We start from the raw sequence: 19,563 nt of genomic DNA on the forward strand, positions 1-19,563 counted from the left end.
GCGACCCCACCCTGCTCATCACCGACACCGCCACCCGCGCCGCCCTCCAACCCGCGATCGCGGCACTGCCCCACCCGCTACCGGTCCTCGACCTGCACGCCGACGCCGCCACCTGGGCCGACGCGCCCACCACCGACCCGGTGGTGCGCCGGCTGCCCGACCAGCTGGCCTACCTGCTCTACACCTCCGGCTCCACCGGGCAACCCAAGGGCGTCTCGCAAACCTGGCGCAGCGCCGACAACATGGTGCAGTGGCAGCTGCAACGCGCCACCCCGGACAGCCCGCCCGCGAGCAGGGTGCTGCAGTTCGCCTCGATCAGCTTCGACGTCTCGTTCCAGGAGGTGTGGAGCACGCTCTGCCAGGGCGCGACCCTGGTGTTGATGCCCGGCGGCAGCCACCAGGAGCTGGACCGGCTGGACAGCTTCCTGGCCGAGCACGACGTGCAACGCGCCTTCCTGCCGGCCGCGGTGCTGCAGCACGTCGCCAGCCTGGCCGACAACAGCCGGCCCGGGCCGCCGTCCGGATGCGAGGTGATCACCGCCGGTGAGGCGCTGCGGGTCACCGACGAGTTGCGGGCCTGGATCACCCGGCTGGCCGGTCCTCGGCTCCCGCACGCCCGGCTCTACAACCAGTACGGCCCGACCGAGACGCACGTGGCCAGCCAGCAGGCACTGCGGTGCGCCGACGCGCCGAACTGGCCGGCGCTGCCCTCGATCGGGACGGTCATCGACAACACCCGGCTCTACGTCCTGGACGCGCGGCTGCAGCCGGTCCCCATCGGCGTGGTCGGCGAGCTCTACATCGGCGGCGACAGCCTGGCGCGCGGTTACCTGAACCGGCCGGGGTTGACCGCGCAGCGTTTCGTCCCCGACCCGTTCGCCCCGGGCGAGCGGATGTACCGGACCGGCGACCTGGTCCGCCGGCGGGCCGGCGGCAGCCTCGACTACGCCGGCCGCGCCGACAACCAGGTGAAGGTGCGGGGCTTCCGGGTCGAGCTGGGCGAGGTCGAGAGCGCGCTGCTGTCACTCGACGGAGTGCGCGAGGCCGTCGTGCTGCCGCACGGGGACGGCTCGGCCGACCGGGAGCTGGTCGCCTACATCTCGGGATCGAGCGCCGCCGGAACCAGCACCGTCGAGGCTGCCCGGCAGCAGCTGAAGCTGCGGCTGCCCGAGCACCTGGTGCCGACCCGCTGGGTGCTGCTGGAACGGCTGCCGCTGACGGTGAACGGCAAGCTCGACCGGCGTGCCCTGCCCGCGCCGGGCCCGTCCGACAGCGCAGCCGAGTACCGGGCTCCGCGCACCGAGACCGAGGCGCGGCTGGCTGCCATCTGGGCCGAAGTGCTGCACCGGGACCGGGTCGGGGTGGACGATGACTTCTTCGCCCTGGGCGGGCACTCGCTGCTGGCCACCCGGCTGATCGCCACCGTCAACCAGCGGATGTCGGCGCGGCTGTCGCTGCGCAGCCTGTTCCAGCACCCGGTGCTGGCCGATCTGGCCGGCGAGCTGGCCGATCGGACCGACACCGAGGACACCGCGCTGGTGGTGCCGCGGCTGGAGCCCGACCCGGCCGGCCGCTACCAGCCGTTCGACCTGACCGACATCCAGCAGGCGTACTGGGTGGGCCGGGACTCCACCATCTCTCTCGGCGGGGTCGGCGCGCACGGCTACGAGGAGATCCGGCTGCCCGAGTTCGACTCCGACCGCTTCACCCGGGCGCTCAACCGGCTGATCGACCGGCACGACATGCTGCGCGCGGTGTTCACCTCCGACGGCCGGCAGCGGGTGCTGGCCGAGGTGCCGCCGTATGAGATGACCCGGCACGACCTGCGCGGCCTGGACCCGGCCGAGGCGGGGCGCCGGCTGGCCGAGGTCCGCGACCGGATGTCGCACCAGCTGCTGGACGCCAGCCGCTGGCCGCTGTTCGAGTTCGCGGTGACGTTGCTCGACGGGGAGGTCCGGCTGCACCTGAGCACCGACGCCCTGATCCTCGACGCCGCCAGCACCGATCTGCTGGAGCGCGAGCTGGTGCAGCTCTACCTCGACCCGGACACCGAGCTGGCGCCGCTGGAGCTGACGTTCCGCGACTGCGTGCTGGCCGAGCAGGCGCTGCGCCAGACCCCTCGCTACGAGCGCGCCCGCCGGTACTGGCAGCAGCGGGCCGCCGATCTTGCAGGCGCGCCGGACCTGCCGCTGGCCCGCCAGCCCGAGACCATCCGGCAGCCGCACTTCACCCGCTACCAGCAGGTGCTGCCCGCCGAGCGGTGGAACGCGTTGAAGGCGGCCGCCGGCAGCCACGGGGTGACCGCCTCGACGCTGCTGCTGACCGCCTTCACCCAGGTGCTGGCCCTGTGGAGCCGGCAACCCCGCTTCTCGCTGAGCCTGCCGCTGTTCAACCGGTTGCCGCTGCATCCCGACGTCAACGCGGTGCTCGGCGACTTCACCTCGCTGGTGCTGCTGGAGGTCGAGGTGGCGCCCGAGGCGGCCATCGCCGAGCAGGCCCGCGCGATCCAGGACCGGCTCTGGCAGGACATGGACCACTCCGCGATGAGCGGCGTGCTGGTGGCCCGCGAGGTGTCCAAGGCCCGGGGCACCCAGCCGGGCGCGATGCCGGTGGTGTTCAACAGCACGGTCGGCATGGTCGACAACACTCCCGAGCTCGGCTCGTTCACCGAGGGCGAGCTGGCCATCGCGCTGGGCGGTGAGACCGTGCACAGCATCACCCAGACCCCGCAGGTCTGGATCGACCACACGGTGTTCGAGGTGCAGGGCCGGCTGCAGTTCAACTGGGACAGCATCGACGAGCTGTTCGGCGAGGGCATGGTGGCCGAGATGTTCGCCGCCTACTGCGCGTTGCTGGACCGGCTGGCCGAGCCCGCGGCCTGGCAGTCCAGGCTGGACCAGCTGCTGCCGCTGGCCAGGCTGCGGCCGTCCGGCCCGCCCTCGGCCGGAGCGCTGCCGCCGGCGCGGGAGCTGCCGCTGCTGCACGAGTTGTTCAGCCGGCAGGCCGAGGCCCGTCCGGACGCGGTCGCGGTGCTGGCCGCCGACCGGCAGCTCAGTTACGGGCAGCTGGACCGTCAGGCGCGCCAGCTTGCCGGGCGGCTGCAGGCAGCCGGCGTGCGGGCCGGCGAGCTGGTAGCGGTGAGCATGGAGCGTGGCTGGGAGCAGGTCGCTGCCACCCTGGCGATCCTGTACGCCGGCGCTGCCTACCTGCCGATCGACCCGGCGCTGCCGGCCGAGCGGGTCGCCCACCTGCTGGAGCGGACCGAGGCCCGGCTGGTGCTGGTGCAGCGGGGCCGGCCCGGCGTCACGGGGCACGGGATGACCCTGCCCGCCGGCGTGTCGCCGCTGGTGGTCGACGAGGCTTCCTGCGGCCCCGACGGCCCGCCGTGGCGTCCGGTCAACTGGGCCGGCTCCGACCTGGCCTACGTGATCTACACCTCGGGGTCGACCGGAGCCCCCAAGGGCGTGATGATCGATCACCGCGGCGCGGTCAACACCCTGCTCGACATCAACTCCCGCTTCGCCGTCGGGCCGGCCGACCGGGTGCTGGCGCTGTCGTCGCTGAGCTTTGACCTGTCGGTGTACGACTTCTTCGGCACCCTGGCCGCCGGCGCGGCGGTGGTCCTGCTGGAGCCGCAACTGGCCGGCGACCCGGCCCACTGGCTGGAACTGCTGCACGCCCACCGGGTGAGCGTCTGGAACTCGGTGCCGACGCTGCTCGGCATGCTGGTCGAGTACGCCGAGGGCGGCCGGGAGCTGCCGCCGTCGCTGCGGCTGGTGATGCTGTCCGGTGACTGGATCCCGCTGGCGTTGCCGGACCGGCTGCGCCGGCTGGCGCCCGCGGCGCAGGTGCACAGCCTGGGCGGCGCCACCGAGGCCTCGATCTGGTCGATCCACTACCCGATCGGCGAGCTCGAGGAGAGCTGGCGCAGCATCCCGTACGGCAAGGCGCTGACCAACCAGCAGTTCCACGTGCTCGACGACGCCCTGCGGCCGCGCCCGACCTGGGTGCCGGGCCAGCTCTACATCGGCGGCGTCGGCCTGGCCATGGGGTACTGGCGCGACGAGGCCCGGACCGCCGCCAGCTTCATCACCCACCCGGTGACCGGTGAGCGGCTCTACCGCACCGGCGACCTGGGCCGGCTGCTGCCCACCGGCGACATCGAGTTCCTCGGCCGGGAGGACGGCCAGGTAAAGGTGCACGGCTACCGCGTCGAGCTGGGCGAGATCGAGGCCGTGCTCGAGTCGCATCCGGCGGTGCGGGCCGCCGCGGTCCGGGTCTGGGGCCAGGCGCACGGCGACAAGCGGCTGGCCGGCTACGTGGTGCGAGGCTCGGCGGGTGAGCTGACCCAGCACGAGCTGACCCAGCACTTGACTCGCAAGCTGCCGGCCTACATGGTGCCGGCGACGATGACCTTCCTCGATGCCTTGCCCTTGTCCTCGAACGGCAAGGTCGATCGGAGCCGGCTGCCCGAGCCCGGCCCCGCCAGCCAGCCGGCGGCCGAGGAGCCGGCTGCGCTGTCGCCGGAGGAGTTCCGGCTGGTGGCGATCGTCGAGGGTGTGCTGGACCAGCCGGACATCGCGGCGGGGGCGAACCTGCTGCAGCTCGGGGCCACCTCGATCGACGTCGTCCGGATAGCCAACGCGCTGTCCAGCGAGCTGGGCTTCCGGCCGCAACTGGCCCAGTTGATGCGCAAGCCGACGCTGGCCGAGCTGCTCGCGATGTATCGCCAGCACAGCCGCGAGCAGGCGATCGCCGCCCGGGCCCAGCGCAGCATCCAGCCGGTGACCACCGCGGCAGTCCAGGGCAGCGACGCCGCCGTGGTGGAGGACCCGCAGGCCCGCCAGGAGTTCAAGGCGGCCGGCCTGGGGTTGCGCCGTCTGGACAGCGGCGCGCCGGCCGTCGCGCTGGCCGCCCCGACCGATCCGGCCTTCGCGCGCCGCTACGGCCAGCTGCGCTCGGTGCGGCAGTTCCGCGCCGAACCGGTCGAGGTCGGCGTGCTGTCCGGGCTGCTGGCGTGGCTGTCCCAGCGCGAGCTGGACGGCCGGCCCAAGTACCTCTACGGCTCGGCCGGCAGCAGCTATCCGGTGCAGACCTACCTCTACCTCAAGCCCGACCGGGTGGCCGGCGTGCCGGGCGGGGCGTACTACTACGACCCGAGCGCGCACCGGCTGGTGGCGGTCGGGGCCGGGCGGACGCTGAGCCCGGACGCCTATGATTACTTCGTCAACCGGCCGGTCTTCGAGGCCGCGGCCTTCGCGCTGTTCCTGGTGGCCGACCTGGCGGCGATCGAGCCGCTCTACGGGCCGGAGAGCCTCGGCTTCTGCCAGGTCGAGGCCGGCGCGATGGCTCAGCTGCTGACCATGGCGGCGCCGGAGCTGGGAATCGGGCTGTGCGGCATCGGTTCGGTCGAGCGGGCCGAGCTGGACCCGTTGCTGGAGCTGGGCCCCACCCACCAGCTGATCTACTCGATGGTGGGTGGCCTGCGGGCGCCGCAGCCGCACGGCGCCGAACCTGCCGATGCCGAACCTGCCGAACCTGCCAGCGCTGGGCCCGCCGGCGCTGAGCCCGCCAGCGCTGAGCCCGCCGACGCCAAGCCCAACGGCGCCAAGCCCAACGGGGCCGAGCCGGCGGACGCCGGACGGACCAGCACCGAACTGGATGACGTCGAGTTGGACGGCGTCGAAATGGAACAGATCGAGATATGAACGCATACGAGTTGCTGGAGCTGTTCAACCGCCATGCCGTCGGCCTGGAGGTCAACGACGGCAAGCTGCGGTGCACCGCGCCCAAAGGTTTTCTCACCCCCGACCGGCTGGCCGAGCTCAAGCGGCACAAGCAGGAGCTGATCGCCATCCTCAGCGGCGACCCGCACGGCGGCGGCCGGCTCACCCGCCGGCCGGCCTCGGACGCGCCGCTGCCGCTGTCGCACTCCCAGCGCCAGCTCTGGTATCTGGACCAGCTGGCGCCCGGGAACCCCTTTTACAACAACCCATCCGCCTTCGGGTTCACCGGCGCGCTGGACCTGCCGGCGCTGCAACGCGCGGTCTCGGAGGTGGCCCGCCGGCACGAGTCGCTGCGCACCGTGTTCCCGCTCGTCGACGGCGAGCCCCGCCAGCTGGTGCGGCCGGCCAGCCCGGTGCCGATGCCGCTGATCGACCTCACCGACCTGCCGATGGCCGAGCGGCTGGAGCAGGCACGGCAGCTCACCGAGGCCGACGCGCAGGCGCCGTTCGACCTGGCCGCCGGCCCGCTGCTGCGCACCAGCGTGCTCAAGCTGGGCGAGCGGGAGTACCGCTGGCTGGTCAACGTCCACCACATCGTCGCCGACGGCTGGTCGATCGGCATCCTGGTGCACGAGGTGGGCGAGCTGTACGGGGCGTACCTGCGGGGGCTGCCCTCGCCGCTGCCCGAGCCGGCCGTGCAGTACCCGGACTACGCGCTGTGGCAGCGCGAGCGGGAGCAGGACGGCGCGCTGGAGTACTGGAAGACCCGGCTCGCCGACGCCCCGACCCTGCTGGCGCTGCCCACCGACCGGCCGCGACCGGCCGGCCAGCGCTTTCGGGGCGAGCGCCATTGCGTCCGGGCCGACGCCGAGACCCTCCGCGGCCTGCACGCCCTCGGCCAGGCCGGTGACGCGACGCTGTTCATGACGCTGATGGCGACCCTGTCGGTGCTGCTCTGGCGCTACAGCGGCCAGGACGACATGTGCGTCGGAACGCCGTTCGCCAACCGCAACCACAGCGAGGTCGAGGACCTGATCGGCCACTTCATCAACACCGTGGTGATCCGCAACCAGCTGGCCGCGGACCAGTCCTTCCACCAGTTGCTGACCGAGGTGCGGGACCGGGTGCTGGAGGACTACGCCCACGCCGAGCAGCCCTTCGAGCAGCTGGTCGAGGCGCTGCACCCGGAGCGGCACGCCAGTTACTCACCGCTGTTCCAGGTGATGCTGGTGCTGCAGAACATGCCGCTGGGCCGGCTGGAACTGCCCGGACTGGAGCTGCGGCCGCTGGAGACCAGCACCGGTGCGGCCCGCTTCGACCTGGCGCTGGAGGTGACCGAGCGCGACGGCGAGCTGGAACTGCTCTTCGAGTACGACAGCGACCTGTTCGAGCCGGCCACGATCGCCCGGATGGCCGCGCACTACGTCCGGCTGCTGCAGCAGGTGAGCAGTTCCCCGCACCGGCCGGTCGGTGAGCTGGAGCTGCTCAGCGCCGCCGAACGCCAGCACGAGCTCTATGACTGCAACGCCACCGCGCAGCCGCTGGCGGGCCCGGCCACCCTGATCGAGCGCTTCGAGGCCCAGGCCGCCCGCCGTCCGGACCAGCTCGCCGTGGTCAGCGGAGCCGACGCGCTGGACTACGCCACCCTGGACCGCCGCGCGAACCGGCTGGCGGCCGCCCTGATCGAGCGCGGCGTCAGGCCCGACCAGCTGGTGGGCCTGTGCATGCAGCGCAGCGTCGAGCTGGCGGTGGGCATCCTGGGCATTCTCAAGGCGGGCGCCGGCTACCTGCCGCTGGACCCGGCGCTGCCGGCCGAGCGACTGGCCGGCATGGTCGCCGATGCCCAGCCGGCCCTGGTGCTGACCGATCCGGCCGGGTCCGCTTTTACGGGTGGGACGGCTACCGGCTGGCCGGCGCTGGCAGCGGTCGAGGCGGAGGGCCGGTGCGAGGACCGGCCCGGTGTCGCCGTCCGGGGCGCGAACCTGGCCTACCTGATCTACACCTCGGGCTCCACCGGCCGGCCCAAGGGCGTCGCGGTGAGCCACGCCAGCATCACCAACCTGCTCGATCACTGGCTGGCGCGGGTGGGCCCGGCGGCCGGCGCACCGGCGGCGCTGTGGTCCAGCATCGGCTTCGACGTCTCGGTGCAGGAGATCCTGCTGCCGCTCACCAGCGGCGGGTCCCTGCACCTGGTGCCGGAGGAGATCCGGGCCGACCCCGAGGCGTTGATGAGCTGGCTGCGCGAGCACCGGATCTGCCAGGCGTACCTGCCGCCGGCGTACGTGAAGTGGATCGACGAGGCGCCCGCCGAGCGGCTGTCCGGGCTGGCACTGCGCCAGCTGCTGGTCGGGGTGGAACCGCTGCCCGAGCTGGCCCTGCACCGGATGTGCGAGGAGTTGCCCGGGCTGCGGATCCTCAACGGCTACGGCCCCACCGAGACAGCGGTCTACAGCAGCGCCTACCTCGACCCGCGGCCGCTGGCCCGCCAGTGCCCGATCGGCCGGCCGCTGTCCAACACCCGCATCTACCTGCTGAACGAGCGGCTGCAGCCGGTGCCGGTCGGGGTGGCGGCCGAGATCTACATCGGCGGCGCCGGCGTGGCTCGCGGCTACCTCGGCCGGCCCGGCCAGACCGCCGAGCGGTTCGTGCCGGACCCGTTCATTCCGGGCGAGCGGATGTACCGCACCGGCGACCTGGGCCGCCGGCTGCCCGACGGCGACATCTGCTACGCCGGACGGCGCGATCACCAGGTCAAGCTGCGCGGCTTCCGGGTCGAGCTCGGCGAGGTCGAGGCGGTGCTGCGCGAGCAGCCCGGCGTGCGCGAGGCGGCCGTCCTGTTCGACGAGAGCGGCGCCGGCGAGCCGAGGCTGGTGGCCGCCGTCGCGCGCGGCGATTCGCCGCACGAGCAGCCGGCCGAGTGGCGCGAGGCGCTGTCCCGGCAGTTGCCCGGTTACATGATCCCGGCGGTGTTCCTGGAGTTCTCGGAGCTGCCGATGACCGCCAATGGCAAGCTCGACCGGGCGGCGCTGCTGCGCCAGGCGCTGGCCGACGGGCCGATGCAGGTCAACCAGGCCAGCCCGCGCGACCATGTCGAGCTGAAGCTGTACAAGATCTGGGAACGGCTGCTGGTGCAGCCCGACATCGGCATCCGGGACAGCTTCTTCGACGTCGGCGGCAGCTCGATCTCGGCCATCAAGCTGGCCCACGCCATCAACGAGGAGTTCGGCCAGCGGCTGCCGATCCAGGAGATCGTGGCGCATCCGAGCATCGAGGCGCTGGCCGCCCGGCTGCGCCGGGGCTCCGGCGGCGCGCCCGGCAACCTGATCGAGTTCCGGCCGGGTGAGGCCCGTCCGGGTAAGGGCATCCGGCGGGTGGTGTGCGTGCACCCGGCCGGCGGGACGGCGTTCTGCTACCTGTCACTGGCCAAGGTGCTGCCCGCGACGTACGGGGTCTACGGCATCCAGTCGCCGGGGGTGAATCCCGGTGAGGCGTTCCTGCCCACGGTCGAGGCGATGGCCGATGCCTACCTGCGGCTGATCGAGCCGATGCTCGACGGGCCGCTGGTGCTGACCGGGCTGTCCTACGGCGGCCTGGTGGCCTACGAGATGGGACGCCGGCTGGCGCTGGCCGGCAACGCGCAGGTCAGCGTGCTGCTGCTGGACACCCAGGGCACCGACGACCCGGTCGAGCGGGCCGAGATCGAGCCGGTGGACCTGCCGGAGTTCCGGGACAAGCTGATCAAGTTCAACGGCATGTACCCGGGCATCGAGGACGCCCAGATCGAGCAGTACTTCAAGATCTACAACCACAACCGGCTGACCATGCGCGACTACCTGACACCGCCGTCGCCTGCCCGGTTGGTGCTGTTGCAGGCCGTGGCCAACCGGGACCCCGACTCGGTCCGGCAGGCGCTGGAGTTCTGGGGCCGCCGGGCCGCCGACGCCCCCGGCGGGTTGACGGTCGAGGTGGTGCACTGCGATCACTGGGAGATCCTGGAGACCGACGAGGTGCGCGGGGTGGCCACGCTGATCGACCGGGAGCTGGACTGCCTGTCAGCACCCGAATCGGCCGTCCCCGCTTCAGGCGTGTCCGATTCGATCGCGTCCGACTTGGCTGCGGTGGGGCAGGGATCGTGAGCGAGCCGAGGTCGAGTTCGCTGGCCGGGGCGGTGCTGGCCCAGGCGGCCCGGACGCCGAGCGCCGTCGCGGTCATCGAGGGCGAGCGGCAGCTGGACTATGCCGAGCTGGCCGCCGCCAGCGCCGCGATCGCCGAGGGACTGCGCCGGTCCGGGGTCGTGCCGGGCGACGCGGTCGCGGTGTGCCTGCCGCGGTCCTGGCAGCTGGTCTGCGCGATGCTGGGCATCCTGCGGGCCGGCGCGGTGGTGGTGCCGCTGGACGGGCAGAGCCCGCCCGGGCGCCAGCGCCACATGCTCACCGACGCCGGCTGCGTGGCCCTGATCGGGCGCCCGGCCGGCGCTGCCGACCCAGCCGACCTGCCCGCCGGGGTGCGGCCGCTGTCGGTGACCGACCTGCTGAGCACCGAAGCCGGGCACGACCCGTCCCGGATCGACGCCGGCCCGCCCGCCTCGTTCATCTTCTACACCTCGGGCAGCACCGGCCGGCCCAAGGGCGTCGAGGTGCCCGACGTCGCGATCATGCGGCTGGCCCGGCCGGGTTACCTGCGGCTGGACCAGGCGGCGCGCTATGCCAGCCTGTCCAACCCGGCCTTCGACGCGCTCAGCTTCGAGGTCTGGGTGCCGCTGCTGACCGGGGCCTGCTGCGTGGTCCTCGACGACCAGACGGTGCGGACGCCGGAGCTGCTGGCGGCGGCGCTGCTGGCCGAGCGCGTCGACGCCCTGTTCATCACCGCGGCGCTGTTCAACGCGGTGGTCGACCAGGTGCCCGACTGCTTCGCCGGCGTCGGCCAGGTGCTGGTCGGCGGCGAGCAGCTCAACGCCACCCGGATCCGCCGCTGGTACCGCGACAACCCCAGCAGCCGCACCGTGCTGCACAACGGCTACGGCCCCACCGAGACCGCCACCTTCGCGCTCTGCCACCCGATCCCCCGGGACTTCGACGGCGACGTGGCGCCGATCGGCCGGCCGCTGCCCGGCACCGAGGCGCTTTTGGTCACCGCCGACGGGCGGCTGGCCGCCGACGGCGAGATCGCCGAGCTGTACCTCGGCGGCGAGGCGGTCGCGCTGGGCTACCGCAACCTGGGCGATGAGACGGCGCTGCGCTTCGTCCGGCTGCCGTGGCTGGACGGCGGCCGGGGACGCTACTACCGCAGCGGCGACCTGGCCCGCCGCGACGCCGACGGCCTGATCTACTACGTCGGCCGCACCGACCGCCAGGTCAAGGTGCGCGGCTTCCGGATCGAGCCGGAAGAGCTGGAACGGCAACTGCTGGCCCATCCGGCGGTGCGCCAGGCCTACGTCTGCACCCGCCGGGAGGACGCCCTCGGGGCCAACGAGCTGCTGGCCTACCTGGTGCTCGGCGAGCAGCTGACCTTCGAGGCCTTCGAGCAGCACCTGGCGGCGAGCCTGCCGTCCTACATGCGCCCGCACCGGGTCTACCTGGTCGAGGCGCTGCCGCTCAACGCCAACGGCAAGGTCGACCGGGAGGCGTTGCTGAGCCGGGATGACCCGCCGTGGCGGGGTGCGGCCGGCACCGACGCCGACTCCGGCGAAGCCACCGACTGGCAGCGCGAGGTGCTGGACGTGGCCGGCGAGGTGCTGGGCGTGAGCGGGCTGCGTCCGGGTGACCGCTGGATCGCCAGCGGCGGTGACTCGCTCAAGGCACTGCGGCTGCGCTTCGAGGTTCGGCGGCGCTGGGGAAGCGAGCTGCCGGCCGGGCTGGTGCTGCAGGCCGAGCTCGGCGAGCTGGCCGACGCGGTCGCGGCCGGCCGGAACCAGGCCGACTCGCCCTACCCGGCGCCGGTGGCAGCAGCAGGCGCGGAGTCGGCGCCGGCCACCACCGAGCAGCAGCGGCTCTGGCTGCTGCAGCAGCAGGACCCGGACTCGGTTGCCTACAACGTCGGGCTGGCGTTCCGGCTGGACGGCGCCGTCGACGTGCCTGCGCTGCGGCACGCCCTGCGGCGGCTGGTGGCGCGTTACCCGGCACTGCGGACCGGTTTCTCCCCCGCCGCCGACGGCCTTCGGCAGGTGGTGGCCGAGCCGTATGACCCGTGGCTGGAACCGGACCGGCAGCCCGAGGCCTTGCCGCCCGGCGACTGGCAGGCCTTCGCCGACCGGCTGTTCGCCGAGCCGTTCGAGCTGGCCCGGCCGAGGATGCTGCAGGCCTGCTGGCTGGCCGACGCCGACGGCGGGATGCTGCTGCTGCGGCTGCATCACATCGCCGTGGACGGCTGGTCGGTCACCTTGCTGCTGCAGGCGATCTCGACCGGGTACGCCGCCGCGCTCGCCGACCCGGCGACTGGCCCTGACCTGATGGACCCCGACCCGGCACCCACCCCGCTCGACTACGCCGGCTGGCAGGCCGACTGGTTCAACCGGCCGGCCTATGCCGCCCAACGCGCCGAGTTGCGGGCCCACTACGCCGAGCTGGACGAGGTCTCCGCACCTTTACTGCCAGCACCACTGCCGCCCGCAACACCGGCGGCGGCCCGACCGGCCGGCCGGTTGCTGCACGTCGGCCTGGACGCGGCCCGCCGCGCCGAGCTGGACCGCCTCGGCGCGGAGCTGGGACTGACCCGGTTCCAGCTGATGCTCGGGGTGTTCGCCTGGAGCCTGTACGGCGTGACCGGCCGGGACCGGCCGCTGATCGCCAGCCCGGTGGCTAACCGGCCGGTGCAGGAGTTCGAGGCCAGCGTCGGGATGTTCGCCAACACCGTGCTCCTGCCGCTGTCGCTGGACCCGGCCGGGGAGCTGCGCGAGCAGCTGCGACGGCACTGCCACGCCAGCAAGGCGGTGCTGGACCGGCAGGACGTGGCCCTGGCCGACGTGCTCAGCGACCACCGCTTCCGCGAGGACGGGCCGCTGTTCGACTTTCTGTTCGTGCTGGAGAACACCGACTTCGCCGGCCTGGCGTTGCCCGGCTGCTCCAGCCGTCCGCGGTGGGTGGCCCCGGCCCAGACCAAGTGCGCGCTGACCCTGACGGTGCTCGAGCACGGCGGCGGCCTGGACTGCCTGTGGGAGTACGCCGAGAACTATGTCGACGAGGCCGACGCCCAGGCGCTGGCCGCCCTGTTCGAGCGGGGACTGGACTGGCTGGTCGAGGGGCGGACGGCCACCCTGGCCGAGCTGGTGGCCGGCTACCGGGCCGGCCTGGCCGAGCCCGGCCGCGGCGCGAGCGCCACGCTGAGCTTCACCACCGTGGCCGAGGGCTTCGACCGCCAGGTCCGACGCTCGCCGCACGCGCCGGCCTTGCGAGCCGGCAACCGGACCGTCAGCTACGCCGAACTCGACGCCTACGCCGGCGCGCTGGCCGCGGAGTTGCGGGCCAACTACCCGTTGCCGGCCGAGGATGACCAGCCCTGCTGCGTCGCCCTGCACCTGGAGGCCTCGGTCGAGCACGTGGTGGCGCTGCTCGCGCTGGCCCGGCTCAACCTGACCATCGTCCCGCTGGACCCGGAGTACCCGCCCGAGCAGCTGCGCCACATCCTGAGCCAGATCGACCCGCTGTGCGTCCTGCTGCCCCCGGACTCCACGGCTGCCATCGACACCGGCGACCTGCCCCGGCACCCGGTGCGGCTGCGCACCGCGGCCGGACCGGCGCTGCCCCCGCACGCCGGCCGGCGACCGCTCTACACGTTGTTCACCTCCGGCTCCACCGGCGCCCCCAAGGGCGTCGGAGTACCCGATGAGGTGCTGTGCAACCTGCTGCAGTGGCAGCGCGAGGACGGTGACCTGGCGCCTGACGCGGTCACCCAGCAGTTCTCGATGCTGTCCTTCGACGTCTCGTTCCAGGAGATCTTCTCGACCCTGTGCGGCGGTGGTTGCCTGCACCTGATCGAGCCGGGCTGGCGCCAGGACGCGCCGGCGCTGCTGGAGCAGCTGGACTCGGCCGGCATCGAGCGGATCTTCATGCCCTACGTGGCGCTGCAGCTGCTCGCCGAGCACGCCGTCCTGCTGGGCCGCTATCCCCGGCGGCTGCGCGAGGTGGTCACCGCGGGCGAGCAACTGCTGTGCACCGACGCCATCCGCGCCTGGTTCTCCCGCATGCCGGGCGCCCGGCTGTTCAACCACTACGGCCCCAGCGAGACCCACGTCGTCAGCAGTCTGTGCCTGGACGGCGACCCGACCCACTGGCCGGTCCGTCCGGCCATCGGCCGGCCGGTGGCCAACCACTGGCTGCGGGTGGTCGACGAGGCCGACCAGGTCGTGCCGCCGGACTGCCCCGGCCAGCTGCTGATCGGCGGTCCGCTGGTGGCGCCCTGCTACCTGGCCGACCCCGAACTCAACCGGGCGCGCTTCTTGGAGCTGCCCGGGCTCGGGCACTTCTTCCGGACCGGTGACCAGGCCCGGTTCGACCGGCAGGGCCTGCTGCACTACCTGGGCCGTGAGGATCACCAGGTCAAGGTGAGCGGGCACCGGCTGGAACTGGGCGAGGTGGAGGCCGCGCTGCTGCGCCACCCGGGGATCGCCGCTGCGGTGGTGGTGCTCGACGGCGGTCAGCTGGTGGCCTGCCTGCAGTGCCGGGCGGCCGCGCCGTCGGTCGCCGAGCTGACCGAGCACCTGGCGCCGCTGCTGCCCTCCTACGTGCGGATCAGCCGGTTCCGCCTGCTGTCGGCGCTGCCCCGGACCGCCAGCGGCAAGCTGGACCGCCGCCGGATGCTGACCGAGCCGGGCGAGGAGCTGCGCCTGAACGCAGGCGCCGCGCCCGGCCTGTCCGCGCGGCAGGCCCAGCTGAGCGAGCTGTTCGAGGCGGTCATCGGCAACCCGATCGGGCTGGACCAGCGGTTCTTCGACGCCGGCGCGTCCAGCCTCGGCCTGATGCGCTTCCACCTGCGCTGCACCGCCGAGCTGGGACTGTCGCTGAGCATCGCCGACCTCTTCGAGCACGTCACCATCCGCGGGCTGGCCCGGTTCGTCGACGGCGAGGCCGCGGGGCGGCGTCCGGTCAGCGCCAAGGACCGTCCGGTCAGCGCTGAGGACCGTCCGGCCAGCGCTGAGGACCGTCTCGCGATGGACGAGCCGGCGCAGGCCGGGTCGGCGACCGAGCCGATCGCGGTCATCGGCATGGCGGTGCGGCTGCCCGGCGCCGATGACCTGGCCGGTTTCTGGGACCTGGTGCGCACCGGCAGGCGGGGTATCGAGCACTTCGACGCGGTGGACGGGTTGGTGGGCGCCCGCAGCCAGCTGGACGGCATGCTGGCCTTCGATCCGGGCCACTTCGGCATCAGCCGGCAGGAAGCCCGGCTGATGGATCCGCAGCAGCGTCACCTGCTGATGTGCTGCGTCCAGGCGCTGGCCCACGCCGGCATCGCCGAGCCCGCCGGGCAGCGGGTGGGGCTGGTGGCCAGCTGTGGTGAGAACACCTACTTCCAGTCGATGTTGCGCGAGGGTGACCAGGACCGGCTGCCGGACAGCTTCCAGCTGGCCCTGCACCACGACAAGGATTTTCTGGCCACCAAGGTCGCCTACCACCTCGGCCTCACCGGACCTGCCTTCACGGTGCAGTCCGCCTGTTCCAGCTCGCTGCTGGGAGTGCACATCGCCGCCGGGATGCTGCGCCAGGGCGACAGCGAGGTGATGCTGGCCGGTGGCGTGCTCATCGACCCGCTGCTGAGCAAGGGCTACCGGTACCGGCCGCAGCACATCTTCTCCGTCGACGGGCACTGCCGCCCGTTCAGTGATGACGCCAGCGGCACCATCGGCGGCAGCGGCGTCGGAGTGGTGGTGCTCAAACCGCTGCGGCTGGCTCAGCGCGACGGCGACACCGTCTACTCGGTGATCACCGGCTCGGCGGTCAACAACGACGGCTCGGCCAAGCTCAGCTACGGGGCGCCGGCGCTGGCCGGCCAGCGCGAGGTGATCCGATCCGCGCTGCGGCGCAGTGGCCGCATCAGTGCTGAGCTGGGCTATGTCGAGGCGCACGGCACCGGCACCCGGCTCGGTGACCCGGTCGAGGTCGGCGCGCTGCGCCAGGCCTACGAGCTGGCCGAGTCCGCCCGGTGCGCGCTGTCGTCGGTGAAGAGCCAGATCGGGCATCTCGGGGCGGCCGCGGGGGTGGTCGGGCTGGTGCGCGCCACCCTGGCGGTGCACGCGGCGGTGATCCCGCCGAACGTCGACTTCCACCGGCTCAACCCCGAGCTCGGCCCTGATCCGGCACCGTTCTACATCCCGACCGAGGCGCTGGACTGGCCGGCCGGCCGGCCTCGGGTGGCCGCGGTGAGCAGTTTCGGCATCGGCGGCACCAACAGCCACCTGGTGCTCGAGGCCGCCGAGCCGGCAGCGCTGGCAGCGCCCGGGGCCGACCGGGTAGTCGAGCTGCTGATGCTGTCCAGCAGCAGCGCCGCGGCGCTGCGCGCGGACGCGGACCGGATCGCGGACTACCTGGCCGCGCATCCCGACAGCTATGCCCAGGTGCTGCGGCACCTGCAGGCAGGCCGGCCGGCTCGCCGCTGGCGGATGGCGGCGCACTGCCCCGACGCGGCCAGCGCGGTGGCATGGCTTCGCGCGGCGGCCGGGGTGCTGGCACCGCCCGGCGAGGCCGGCGAGCCGGTCGAGGCGACTCTTCTGGTCGAGGCGAATCAGCCGGTTAGGGGCGACCACCCGGTCGAGGGCAGTCTGGTCGAGGGCGATCAGCCGGTCGAGGCGCTGGCCGCCGCCTGGCTGCGCGGCGCCTTGATCCGCTGGCCGGCCGGACCGGCTCAGCCGCCGTGGGATTTCCCGCCGCCGGCGTTCGAGCTCGCGGACTACGACTTCGAGCGTGTCGGGTCCCAGTCCGTCAAGTCCGCTCGGGCCGCCGGCCGGCTCGCTCCGGGCGCCGGCGAGCGGCTGCCCGAGCACGCCTGGCTGCACCAGCCGCAGTGGGTGCGATGGCGCCGCGCCGCTGCCGGCGCCGGCGCCGGGACCTCGCGGCTGCTGGTCACGATGACGGCCGAGCCGCTGCCGGCCGAGGCGCTGCGGGCCTTCGACGAGGTCTACCCCAGGGTGGTCCGGGTCAGCGCCGGAGACGCCTTCGCCAAGCTGTCCGACGACGCCTACCAGGTCGATCCGGGGAGCCCCGCATCGCTGGCGAGACTGCTGACGGAGCTGGGCGTCGCCGCCCAGGCCGGTATCGACTGGCTGCACGCGCTGCCGCTGGCGGTCGCCGGACCGGTGGGCCAGCCCGCGCTGGACCGCGCCGGCTGGGCCTGCCTGGACACGCCGGCCGCGCTGCTGCAGGCGGCGGACGGCCTGCCGGCGGCTGCCGGGCTGCGGCCGTGGTGGCTGTCCTACCTCGGCCAGCCGGTCGATGGCGACGTGGCCCGGCCCGAGTTCGGGCTGCTGGCCGGCGCCTGCGAGGTGGCGCCGCAGGAGTGCGCTGTCGACGGGCGGTGGCTGGACCTGCCCAGCTCGGACCCGGCCGACTGGGCGGCTCCGCTGGCCGCGCTGCTGGCCGGGACGGACGCCGACGCCGGGCCCGGGACCGCTGCCGGGTTGCCACGCCGGCTGGCGCTGCGGCAGGGCTACTGGTGGCAGCCCGCGATGCTGCCGGTGACCGCGCCGGAGCCGGTCGCCGCCTGGTACCCGGCCAATGGACACCCGCCCGCCGGCCACTCAGCCAACGGACACCTGGCCAACGGACACCTGGCTGCCAGCCACTCGATGCCTGGCGAGCTGCCGGTCGACGGTGGCCGTTACCTGGTCCTGGGCGGCACGGGCGGTATCGGCAGCAGCATCGCCGGCTGGCTGCTGGCCCAGGCCGACTGCCGGGTGGTCCTGCTGGCCCGGCGCGCGACGCTGCCGGCTGCCTTGGCGGGCTGGGCCGACCGGGTCGAGCTGGTCGAGGCCGACCTGACCCAGGAGCCGGTCGAGACGGTGCTGGCCCGGCTCGAGCGACGCCTGGACCGGCTCGACGGGGTGGTGCACGCCGCAGGGGTGGCGGCCGGCGCTCTGATCGCCCGGCGGGACGCGGCCGCGATGCGCCAGGCGATGGCCGCCAAGCTGCGCGGCTGCCTGCTGATTGAGGGCCTCATCCAGCGCTACCAGCCGGACTTCGCCGCCTACTGCTCCTCGATGTCAGCCTTGTTCGGAGGCATCGGTCAGCTCGACTACGCCGCTGCCAACGGTCTGATGGACGGCTTCGCCCGCCATCGCGGCGGTCCGGCCGAGAGCACGCTGCGCCTCGGCATCGACTGGGACGTCTGGAGCGAGGTGGGCATGGCACGCCAGGCGCTGCGGACCGATGCCCGGCACCAGGCGCACCTGGCCGTCGGGCTCAGGGTGGTCGAGGGCCAGCGGGTGTTCGCGCGGGCGTTGCGGCTGCAGCTGCCCCAGCTGCTGGTGAGCACCACCGCCCTGGAGCAGGCCGGCAGTTTCTACGCCACACCGGCCGGCGCCGACCATCACGCGCACCGGGCAGCCGTCCCGCCGGCCGACGGTGCGGGGACGGAGCCGGCAGCGGCTTCGGTGAGCGCGGCCGGTTCGGTGAGCGCGGCCGGCTCGATGAGCGAGGCCCGCTTGGTGGCCGAGCACCTGGCCGACTGCCTGTGCCGGTGGCTGGGCGTGGACGAGCTCGATCCCACTGCGTCGCTGTATGACCTGGGCGCCGATTCACTCGTCCTGCTGGACCTGATCGGTGAGGTGAAGCAGCACTTCGGCGTCGACATCGAGCTGGCCCGGCTGAGCCACCGAGCCAGCCTGTCCGAGGTGCTGGCCCAGTACGAGGTGACCGCCGGCCTTCCGGCTGGCAGCACCGCGACCGGCGGCACCGCGGCGGGCGGCACGGCGACGGGCGGCACGGCGACGGGCAGCACCGCAGCGGGCGGCACCACCGAAGCCGGCGCCGACGACAACACCGAGTCCGGCGAGCTGGTGCAGGTCGAAGTCTGGCAGGCCGGCACCGGCAGCGACCTGCTGTGCCTGATCCATCCGGTGGGCGGTGACATCCAGGCCTACCGGTCGCTGGTGTCGGCCCTGGATCCGCGGCTGACCGTCTGCCTGATCGCCGACCCCGCGCTGTACCGGCCGGAGCTGCCGCCCTGGTCGTTGGCCGAGCGGGCCCGGCGCTATCACCAGGCGCTGGCCGAGCGCTTTCCTCAAGCCGAGTGGCGCTGGCGGCTGGCCGGCTGGTCGTTCGGCGCGTGGGTCGCGCTGGCGATGGCCGCCGAGAGCGAGGCGGCCGGCCAGCCCGCCGCCGGGCTCTACCTGCTCGACCCGCCGTCACCGGGCAGCGGGGCATCGCTGCAGAGCTATGACGAGCAGCAGCTGCGGACGGTCTTCGCGTTGGAACTCGGGGCGGGCGCGCGGTCGAACCCGGGCGCCGAGGGCGCCGAAGGGACCCCGGCTGAAGCGCCAGCGGCCGGATCCGCGCACTCCGAGGCGGCGGCCTACGCCGACCGGTTGGCACGCTGCTGCCGCGCCAACCTGGCCAGCATGGCGCACTACGAGCTGCCGCGCCTGGCCGAGACGCCGAGCGAGCTGTGGCTGGCCGACCAGCCGGTGGCGGGCCTGCCCGAGCAGGATCCGGCGGCCGAGCGGCGACAGCTGTGGCAGGCGCTGCTGCCGGGGCTGATCAGCTGCTCGGTGCTGGACACCACCCACGACGGCGTCCTGCGTCCTCCAGTGGTGCAGGCGGTCGCCGAGACCATGAACGCGGCCATCGACGCCGCCGTGCTGGCGGTGTATGAGAACTGCTGACCGCATGAGAACCACCAGCCGTACGAGGAC

Annotated in this window: 3 protein-coding genes; all 3 read left to right on the forward strand. The window is 73.4% G+C overall.

Annotated features, from left to right (window positions below):
* Positions 1-5,708: amino acid adenylation domain-containing protein (locus tag VF557_01635; protein HEX8078890.1), on the forward strand; the 5,708-nt coding region annotated here is incomplete at its 5' end.
* Positions 5,705-9,862 (forward strand): amino acid adenylation domain-containing protein, encoded by a 4,158-nt coding sequence (locus VF557_01640; protein HEX8078891.1) that lies wholly within the window; start codon positions 5,705-5,707, stop codon positions 9,860-9,862. The genes VF557_01635 and VF557_01640, both read left to right, overlap by 4 nt.
* Positions 9,859-19,533, forward strand: coding sequence for an amino acid adenylation domain-containing protein (locus VF557_01645; GenBank protein ID HEX8078892.1), 9,675 nt, complete (start codon positions 9,859-9,861; stop codon positions 19,531-19,533). Before VF557_01640 ends, VF557_01645 begins: the two co-directional genes overlap by 4 nt.
* Positions 19,534-19,563: the final 30 nt, after the last annotated feature.

Source organism: Jatrophihabitans sp. (assembly GCA_036389035.1).
Classification (GTDB): Bacteria; Actinomycetota; Actinomycetes; order Mycobacteriales; family Jatrophihabitantaceae; genus Jatrophihabitans_A.